This is a genomic window from Phenylobacterium sp. (genome assembly GCF_031412415.1).
Lineage (GTDB): Bacteria > Pseudomonadota > Alphaproteobacteria > Caulobacterales > Caulobacteraceae > Phenylobacterium.
On record NZ_JANOCX010000030.1, the window covers coordinates 1 to 9,038 of the forward strand.

The 9,038-nt window shown below is 68.7% G+C and carries 8 protein-coding genes and 2 pseudogenes; 5 read left to right on the plus strand and 5 right to left on the minus strand.

The window, feature by feature from the left end; all coding sequences use genetic code 11:
- Positions 1–803 precede the first annotated feature (803 nt).
- Positions 804–1,562, plus strand: a complete 759-nt coding sequence (locus tag RMO04_RS01370; RefSeq protein ID WP_309643004.1) for a hypothetical protein — start codon at positions 804–806, stop codon at positions 1,560–1,562.
- Between the two features lie 44 nt (positions 1,563–1,606).
- Here the strand turns inward: RMO04_RS01370 and RMO04_RS01375 are convergent, their stop codons facing one another.
- On the minus strand, positions 1,607–2,347 hold the full coding sequence (locus tag RMO04_RS01375; RefSeq protein WP_309643005.1) for a LytTR family DNA-binding domain-containing protein: 741 nt from the start codon (positions 2,345–2,347) through the stop codon (positions 1,607–1,609).
- The gene (locus RMO04_RS01380; protein ID WP_309643006.1) at positions 2,344–3,426 is read right to left on the minus strand and encodes a histidine kinase; all 1,083 of its coding nucleotides are present in this window, start codon (positions 3,424–3,426) and stop codon (positions 2,344–2,346) included. The genes RMO04_RS01375 and RMO04_RS01380 overlap by 4 nt, the downstream gene beginning before the upstream one ends.
- Positions 3,427–3,623: 197 nt before the next feature.
- Here RMO04_RS01380 and RMO04_RS01385 point away from each other — a divergent pair, with 197 nt between their 5' ends.
- The 3 genes from RMO04_RS01385 to RMO04_RS01395 all read left to right on the plus strand — a co-directional run bounded on the left by RMO04_RS01385 (position 3,624) and on the right by RMO04_RS01395 (position 5,884).
- Complete coding sequence (locus tag RMO04_RS01385) at positions 3,624–4,208, plus strand: PEPxxWA-CTERM sorting domain-containing protein (RefSeq protein ID WP_309643007.1); 585 nt, start codon at positions 3,624–3,626, stop codon at positions 4,206–4,208.
- 121 nt (positions 4,209–4,329) lie between these two features.
- Complete coding sequence (locus RMO04_RS01390) at positions 4,330–5,082, plus strand: enoyl-CoA hydratase-related protein (RefSeq protein WP_309643008.1); 753 nt, start codon at positions 4,330–4,332, stop codon at positions 5,080–5,082.
- 61 nt (positions 5,083–5,143) lie between these two features.
- Positions 5,144–5,884, plus strand: coding sequence for an NYN domain-containing protein (locus tag RMO04_RS01395; RefSeq protein WP_309643009.1), 741 nt, complete (start codon positions 5,144–5,146; stop codon positions 5,882–5,884).
- Between the two features lie 75 nt (positions 5,885–5,959).
- Here RMO04_RS01395 and RMO04_RS21140 read toward each other — a convergent pair.
- The 3 genes and pseudogenes from RMO04_RS21140 to RMO04_RS01410 all read right to left on the minus strand — a co-directional run.
- A pseudogene (locus tag RMO04_RS21140) lies at positions 5,960–6,061 on the minus strand (PEPxxWA-CTERM sorting domain-containing protein); the annotation flags it as partial.
- Positions 6,062–6,973: 912 nt separating this feature from the next.
- On the minus strand, positions 6,974–7,675 hold the full coding sequence (locus tag RMO04_RS01405; protein ID WP_309643011.1) for a methyltransferase domain-containing protein: 702 nt from the start codon (positions 7,673–7,675) through the stop codon (positions 6,974–6,976).
- Positions 7,676–7,731: 56 nt separating this feature from the next.
- On the minus strand, positions 7,732–8,727 hold the full coding sequence (locus tag RMO04_RS01410; RefSeq protein WP_309643012.1) for a hypothetical protein: 996 nt from the start codon (positions 8,725–8,727) through the stop codon (positions 7,732–7,734).
- Between the two features lie 174 nt (positions 8,728–8,901).
- Here RMO04_RS01410 and RMO04_RS01415 point away from each other — a divergent pair.
- A pseudogene (locus RMO04_RS01415) lies at positions 8,902–9,038 on the plus strand (RNA polymerase subunit sigma-70); the annotation flags it as partial.

The window sequence follows — 9,038 nt, forward strand, 5'->3', positions numbered from 1 at the left end:
ATAGAACCAAGTGTGTCTGAGTTCCAACGGCTTATCACTTTCATTAACATGTGCCCTGTTTAACGAGAACGCCTGTGGGTTAGAGCTGACGGCGATACGCCTGGCCGAAAGATCGTTGCGAAACTTCAAGACAAATTTAGCTACCTCGCGGCGCCCCGGGCAGATACATTCGCGGAATCTCAGTTTGAGAAATACTATCCTGATTGTTTCCAAATTGAAGTAGACCGAGTGCTGAGTATTGAGGATAGACGTGAAAGGCGCGCTGCTAAGGCCGTACTTCTCCAAGAAGTTTTGAGTTGGTCCTTTGCCAATGAGACTGAAGCGAGGGTGGCGTGGGGTGCCAGCGCGGCCGAGCAAATTCAGCTGCTTGAGTCCATTGGAGCCGAATTGGGTGTCTAGTGAGAGTCGAAGCGTCGAGCACCCCAGAAGCCGATGGTCCGCTAGTAAGGGGGCTGTTTGCGCGAAGGGCTCCGAAAGGCAACCGCTCACCGGTCTTGCTTCCAACACATGAGGCACCGCCAACTAGTCTGGTCGACGCGTGATCGGCTTCAGCATGTTTCCGGCGGGGACCATCGGCTGTCTCTTCGCATCGGGTGATCAGGGGCGCCTTCGCGCCGTCACGACAAACTCGGTGTGTATGGGTCCCGGTCTTGCTTCGCAAACCGGGATGACGAGTTGGGGCGGGTGGGTCGTGGCAGTGGGCGTCAAGGGGCCATGGCTGGGATGTTGTTCCCGTTTTGTTCTTGACGAAGCCACCCTTCCGCGCTAGTCTCCCAGCCTCACCCAACCTCCGCGGAGCCTGCATGCCATCGCGATTTCCGCCGCCGGGTCGCACCGGGGCTCGGGCGCCTGTGCGGTATTCGGCGGAGTTGGGGCGGGTGATCTGTGCGCGGATCGCGGCGGGGGAGAGCCAGCACGCGCTGTCGCGGGAGGCGGGGATGCCGTCGCGGCGGACGTTTCGGGATTGGGCGCTGCGGGAGCCGGAGTTCGCGGCGGAGTATGAGGCGGCCAAGGCGACGGCGCGGGCGCGTCAGGTCGCGGCCGACCGGGAAGCCGATCAGCCGCGCATCTGGCGGCGGATGCTGACGCGGGCCGGGAAGCGCGGGGGCAGCGTCTCGATCTATACGCCGGAGCTGGGGGAGGCGATCTGTTCGCGGATCGCGGCCGGCGAGAGCGTGCTGGCCATCGCCGATGACGCGGCCATGCCCTGCACGGTCAGCATCTACAACTGGGCGCGGCGCAATGACGAGTTCCGGCAGATGTACCTGGCGGCCAAGGACATCGCCGCCGACATGATGTTCGACCTGGCCCGCGACATCGCGTTGGAGACCACCGAGGCCACGGTGCGGTCCGACACCCTGCGCATCCGCACCCTGCGCTGGCACATCGCCCAGCTGGCGCCGAAGAAGTACGGGACGCGGCGGGCCTTGGGACCGGCGCCGGGCGAGGGAGACGGGGAGGGCGAGGGCGGCGGGCCGCGGACGATCCTGAACGTCACGGTGCGCAATTTCGGCGAGGCCGACGAGGCGCCGCCGGCCCCGTTCACCATCGAGCGGCGCTAGGCGCCGTCTCGCCGTGCGGCGTGGCGCGTTTGGCCGCCGTCGCATCAGGGGCGAGCAGATCCCCGCCGCACCAGCGCCGTGATGGTCTTGGCGAAAGCCCGCCCGCCCGGTACGCGTCGGCCATCGGCGAGCAGGATCTCGTAGCGGGATCCCGGCAGCGACGTGACCTGGGCCACCGCGCCGGCCGCGACGATCCAGGACCTGTGGACCTGAACGAAGGCCTGGGGGTCCAGACGTCGGTAGGCGTCGGCCAGGGTCGAGCGCAGGTTGATCCCCTGGGTGTCGGTGGTGATCTCCACGTAGTTTCCGACCGCCTGAATGCTGAAGATCGTGGTCGGGTCCAGAAGGTAGGTCCGGCCCTGGGCCATGAAGCGCACCGCGGGTCGGGCGGGATCAGCCGGCGCCTTGGACGCCGGAGGCGGCGCCATCCGCCGAAGGATTCGGCCCAGGGTCTTGTCCAACCGCGGACCCGAGACGGGCTTCAGGAGATAGTCGACGGCGTCGATGTCGAAGGCCCGCGACGCGTGTTCCGAGAAGGCCGTCACGAAGACGACCAGGGGGCGGGGTTCGGCGAGCCTGGCGAAGGCGGTGAAGCCATCGGCGCCCGGCATGTCGATGTCCAGCAGGACCACGTCGGGGGACAGGGCCGGCAGACCCGCGGCCATCGCCTCGCCGTTCGCGAACTCGCCGACCAGGCGGCAGTCGCCGCGCCGCTGCAACAGCCGCCGAAGACGCTGGCGCGCCACGGGTTCATCGTCGGCGATGACGATCCGCAGGGGGGTCACGCAGGCGTCTCGCGGGCGGGCGTCGCGCGGATCGAGGGATGGGTGACCCGGACCTGGGTGCGATCCCCCTCGACGCTCTCGATCCGCAGGCGGCCCTGCTCGCCGAACAAGGTCGCGAGCCGTTGGCGGACGTTCTCGAGCCCGATGCCGGCGGCCTTGTCGGGCGACCCGGTGAGGGGACCGTCGCTGGTCATGAGAATGCGGAGTTGGCCTTCGGCGTTGTCGATCTCGAGGTTCATCCGGCCGCCCGCGATGCGTCGGCCTATGCCGTGGACAATCGCGTTCTCGGCCAGGGGCTGCAGCAGGAGGCGGGGCGTCAGGAGATCGCCGCACCCGTCGGCGACGGTGATCTGCGTGCTCATCCGGGCGCCGAGCCGCAGGCGCTGCAGGGTCAGGTAGTGGTCGAGGAGCTGGAGCTCATCGCCCAGCGGGATGAGGTGCTCGCCGCTTCGGTCCAGGCTTTGGCGGAGCAGCGAGGACAGGCTGACGATCATGGCGTCGGCGACCTCGGGGTCGTGATGCACCGTTTCGGCGATTGTATTCAGGGCGTTGAAGAGGAAGTGGGGATTGAGCTGGGCCGACAGGGTGTCGAGGCGCGCCTGGGCGAGGCCGCTTTCGAGCTGCGCGATCCGCTCACGGCTTTGCGCATGGGCCCGGGCGTAGTGGACGGCGTGGGCGGCGCCCACCACCAGTCCGGCCAGGAGGAAGTTGTTGCGCGCGCTGTCGCGCAGGACGACCCAGAAGTCCGGCGTGGTCTCGTACCACAGGGGAACGATGTCATTGCTCACCGCGACGGACACCGCGCGCGCGACGATGGCGACGATCAAGCAACCGCAGGCCGTCAGCAGCCCCGGCCCGATCCGGCCCCGTTCCATCGGGTGGCGGCTGACCGCCAGGATGCAGAACAGCGAGACCGGCGCCCAGACGAGCCAGCCCGCCCAGTTGGCGATCAGGACCGCGCCGAGGTCGAGTTCGGGCTGCGCCCGGCGCGCCATGGGCAGGAGCGCCTCGGCGTAGACGGCGGCGACCGCCGACCACCACACGGTCAACAGCAGGAAGAGTCCGAGAAGGCGGCGCATGGCGATTGGCTAGGGCTTCTGTAACCGCGGAGCAACGCGAAGTGTCGTTCGCCCACGAAGTCGTGTCGCTCATCCCCGCGGCGTTGCCTCGGGGCGGCGGAGTGAGGATCAGCGACCACCAGCGCGGCGTTGACGGTTCAGAGCGCTGGGGTCGCGGTGACATCACCGAGGCGGTCCGAGCAACAGGAGTACCAGGTATGAAATCGGCTTTGTGCGCAGCCCTCTTCCTCATGTTCGGCGTCGCGCCCGCCTCGGCGGCGACGATCATCGACTTTGAAGACCAGCCCGGCGGTTCCGCCGGCACGACGCTCACCATCGGCGACGTGACCTTCGCCTCGCCCGTCGAGCTTTTCATCGGCCCGTCGTTCACGGACGACGGCGTGACCAACGTCCTTTGCTCGCGCACGGCCGGGACATTTGGTTGCGAAAGCGACCTGACCGTCAGCTTCGCCTCGGCCGTGTCGGGTCTCGGCTTTACGGTGGACGGCGCCAACACCACCGCCGCGACGATCAACGCGCTGGCGATCCTCGCCGACGGCTCCTCGCAAACGATCACCTTCGGCGGCTTCGCGCCCTTCACGCGCAAGGTCCTGAATTTCGGATCGCTGCAGATCCGCTCGGTGACCTTCAGCACGACAGACCCGCAGGGATTCGCCTTCGACGACTTCACGTTTGGGAGCGCCGTGCCGGAGCCCGCGACCTGGGCCTTGCTGATCGCTGGCTTTGGTCTGGTGGGCGGCAGCCTGCGTCGGCGTCGCGCCCTGGGTCTCGCCGCGGCGTGAGACGGCGGCCCCGCCCGCGGCGCGTAGGCGAGCGGGGTTAGGTCGCTTCTTGCCGTGGGGCGTGGCGCAGGGCGGGCGTATCGGGTTTGATGAGCGCAAATCAGACCTGGAGGAGACGCCCGTGACCGAGATCCTGACCGTCGAGCGCAAGGACGGCGTCGAGCGGGTGACGCTGAACCGCCCCGAGCGGCTGAACGCCATCAACCAGCCGCTGTCGGAGGCGCTGCTGGCGCACTTCGAGGGGCTGCGGCGCGACAAGGACGCGCGCGTGGTCGTGCTGGCCGGGGCCGGGCGGGCGTTCTGCTCCGGGGCGGACCTGAAGGCCGGCGGCCAGCCGGACGCCCTGCGCGATGGGCCCAATGGCGACTGGATGCTGCGCGACACCCTGAAGGCCATGCGCGCCTGTCCCCAGCCGATCGTGGCCCTGGTGCAGGGGGCCGCGGCCGGGGGCGGGCTGGCCCTGGCCCTGGCGGCCGATGTGATCGTGGCCGGGGCGAGCGCAGCGTTCCATCCAGCCTTCATCAAGATCGGGCTGTCGGGGTCGGAGCTGGCGGTGAGCTGGCGGCTGCAGCGGACCATCGGGGTGTCGCGGGCCCGCGAGATGCTGCTGACCGGGGAACCGATGGGGGCGGAGGAGGCCTGGCGCACGGGGCTGGTCTCCAAGGTCGTCGCCGACGAGGGCCTGGCCGCCGAGGGGGAGCGTATCGCCCAGGCCATGCTGAAGGCCGCCCCAGACGCCCTGCGGATCTCCAAGCGGACCTTCGACGCCACCCTGGAGGGGTTGAGCTTCGAGGCGGCGCTGGAGATGGAGGAGCGCGGCCAGATCCAGATGATCCGGGCCGGCCGCGCGGCGGCGGCCGCGTCTGCGAGCTAAGGCCAAGGGAATCCTGTATCCTGGCGTCGGGCCGATCGGGTCCGGCGACCAGGAAGACCCCATGCCGAACGAGACCCGCGCGCCGCGGCTGGCGGTGCTGATCGACGCGGAGAACGCCTCGGCGCGCATCGCCGAGGCGCTGTTCACCGAGATCGCCACCATCGGCGAGGCCAGCGCCCGGCGGATCTATGGCGACTTCTCCAGCGCCCAGATGAACCAGTGGACCAAGGTCCTGGCGCGGTTCGCCATCCAGCCGCAGCAGAACTTCGCCAACACCAAGGGCAAGAACGCCGGCGACATCGCCCTGGTGATCGACGCCATGGACCTGCTGAACGCTGCCCGCTTCGACGGGTTTTGCCTGGTGTCGTCGGACAGCGACTTCACCCGTCTGGCCTCGCGCATCCGCGAGGAAGGCGTGGCGGTGTATGGCTTTGGCGAGCTGAAGACGCCCGAGAGTTTCCGCCAGGCCTGCACGCGGTTCATCTATACGGAGAACCTGATCGCGCCGCTGGCCGAGCCAAGCGCCAACGGGGTCAAGGCCGCGACGCCCGCCCCGACCAAGCGCAAGGCCGCCGAGGCCGTGCCGCTGATCGAGACGGTGATGGCCGACATCGACGACGACGAGGGCTGGGCCACGGTCAGCGCCATCGCCAACCGGCTGCGCAACGCCTATCCGGACTTCGACCAGCGGACTTACGGCTTCGCGAAACTGTCGGACCTGATCCGGGCGACGGGCAAGTTCCAGGCCCAGGCCCTGGTGGGCGGCGGCTCGGTGCGGGTGCGGAAGAAGATCGAGGGCTAGCGGTCCTCAGACATGTGAAAGGCCCGACCGCATGTCTCGGCGGTCGGGCCCCATCACGGTCGATCGGTCTGGCGGCTAGGCGGCAATAGCCATGCGGCGGCGGCTGCGGACCATGGTGCCCACGGCGCCGAAGCCGATGATCATCATCGCCCAGGTCGCCGGTTCCGGCACGGCGGAGACCTCGAAGTTGAAGCTCTCCGTCTGGCCGTTCAGCGTGAAGGAGAAGTTGTCGACGGCGCCCTGGAACGGACCGTTCCAGCCGGAGCCCACGCCGGTGGAGAAGCCGTAGATGCTGAACCCGCTGTTGGCCGCGGCCCACGACGAGAACGAGGCGCCCTGAGCGCACGAGTGGCAGCCAAGACCGCCGGGCAGGGCCAGGTTGGCGTTGCTGGACCAGAAGTTGGAGCTCGTGGTGATGGTCTGGGTCTGCCAGAGGCCCTCGGGAACGGCCAGGACCTGCGGATTGGTCTGGTAGACCGGCTCATAGATCAGGTTGGTGAACACCGCGCCGTTGGTCAACAGCAGACGATAGGACGCGGTCTGCAGCGGGTCGTTGCTGGAGGCGACGTCACGGTACCAGTCGTACGAACCGCCGGCGAAGGCGCTGAGCGCGACGGGCGCGGCGAGGTAGTACTGCATGTCGGCCTTGGACGTGCCGTCGACCGAGGCGAAGTAGGCCGAGCCGTTGCCCGCGCCGCCGTTGGGGCCGTCGCCGTAGGTCTTGGTGATGCCCACGGTGGCGCCGCCGCCGACATTGGCCTGCTGCCAGTCGCCGGCCGCAGGGGCTTCGGAAACGCGAGCGCCAGCCTTGGTGCTGGTGGTTCCGTTGGGACCAGTGCTGGTGACCGCGCCCGGGAGGACGCCGAGGCTCGTGTCGGTGACGACGGTTTCCGCGTGAGCGGCGCCGGCCGAGGCGACGAGCAGAGCCGCGGTGGCGGCGAGACTTAGGCCGAGTTTCATGAATGCCCCTAGCGCTGTATTGATGAACGCCCGATGGAATCACACCAACCAGGGCTTGCAGCAGACCTACCTAAGATAATTGTCGTTAACCATACTGTTCTCCTGGAAGGCGAGCAGGGGCGAGAGCGGCTAGCGGCCCGCGCAGCCTTTGATCTGGTCCGGCCTGGGGCGCTGTTTCGGCGGCTCGAAGATGGCGAAGTAGCCGACGCCGCCGGCGAGTTGGCGGCGCGCGACCTGGCGATAGCCGACGGCCTCGACCTCGCATTTCAGCAGGGCCGGGGGCGTGCCATGGCGATGGGTGGGGCGGTCTAGATCGACGATCCCGACCCGCGCGCCGGGCTTCAGCGACCCCGCTAGGCGCCACATCAGGGCATAGGGCTGGACGATCTCATGGTACATATGGACCAGGATGGCGCGGTCGACCGAGCGGGCCGCCAGGCCCGGATCGTCGGGCGCGCCGACCACGATCCTGACATTGGCGAGCTTGCGCCGTGCCACCTCCGCGCTGAGGTCGGCCAGGTAGTCGGCCTTGATGTCCTGGGCGTAGACGACGCCGCGCGGGCCCAGCACCGCCGAGAGCCGCAGCGTGTGGTAGCCCGACCCCGCGCCGATGTCGGCCACCGCCATGCCGGGCCGGATGCCCAGGGCGCGGACGATCTGGCCGTTCTCGTCGGCCTTGTCGCGGTCGGGGCCCGACGACCATGTGGGGCTGACGATCTCGGCGATGGGCCGGTCGGGGCTGGGGAAGGCCGAGGCGGCGAGGGGATGGGCGGCGGCCAGCACGACCAGGCCCGCCAGTCGCAGGCCTTGGAACTGCTTGCGGTGGATCATCGCGCCGTCTCCGCGTGGGGGTCCCGCGGAGGGTTACCACGCCGCGGCGCGGGTCTCTACGACCTGGCCTTGACCACGGCGGCGACGAGAGCGGCGTTGTAGCTGCGATAGGCGTCTCGGACGAGACCCTCCCAGACCGGCTTGTCGACCACCACGGCGTCGCCGCGGGCGCGGGCGACCATCTGGTAGTTCTCGTCGGCGATGGCGGTCATCGAGCCGACGCGGACGGGCGCGCCGCCCTCCTCGACCCGGGCAAAGGGCGTCTTGGAGATGATGTCCCTGTCCGGGCGCAGAGCGCCGGGCGCCGCGCCGAAGCCCTTGTTCATGGGGTTCAGGCTGGCGATGGACGACGTCATGCGGATAATGAAGGCGCTATTGCCGCTGGCGCTGGCCTTGGCGCGGCCCAGGAAGTCGGAGCCGGTGCTGGCGCTCATCTCGGCGAAGTCGATGGTGAGCGAGGGCATGACCAGGGTGGCGTCCTTGTTCCAGGCGGCCATGGCGAGCTTCGAGCCATAGGCTGCGTTACCGGCCGCGGCGAAGGCGCCCATGCCCAGCGGCGAGGCCATGGTGCGGTAGGCCATCAGGGCCGGGGCGGCCTTGGCGCCGTAGGTGACGTAGCCGCGGCGCAGGCTCTTGCCGATGGTGATGCCGGGGCCGCCGCCGCCCTTCTCGACATTGCCGGGGACGCGCTCGAGCCCGACCTCGGTGACCATGGCGGCCATGTCGGCGTCTGATAGGACGGCGATTCCGGCGGCGGTAAATTGGGCGCGCAGGTCGGCGTGGGCCTCGTCGGCCAGGCGGCGCATGGTCGCCTCGTCCACCCCGGCGAGGACCATGGCCAGCCGTGTGCGGGCGCCGATGGTGGCCACGGCCGTGGCCTGCTGCGAGGTGACGTAGTTGATGTGATAGGTCGCGATGCCGACGTTGGCGTGACCCTTGAAGAGTTGCGAGTTCTGGCCGACCAGCTTGATCGGGAAGGTCTCGGCGGCGGCCGGGGCCGCGAGGCCCAGGGTCAGGGCGGCGATGGTGGCCAGGATGGGCGTGGCGCGCATGCGATGAGACTCCCCGCGGGCCGTGGATGGCCGCCGCCAGGCGGTAACATCGGGGTCAGGGCGGGGCATGGTGCAAACGGACTATACGGGGTCGTGAAAAGAATCTGGGGAACAAGCGGAGCCATCGGCATCGACGGGCGTTTACCTTCGGCGGAGGGACCAAAAATGACCGACATGACCCAAGACGCGGCCAACACCTTCAAGTCCGACTTGATCGCCCTGATCCCTCACATGCGCGCCTTCGCGCGCTCGCTGTGCAGCGACGCTACCTATGCCGACGATCTGGCGCAGGACGCCCTGGCCAAGGCTTG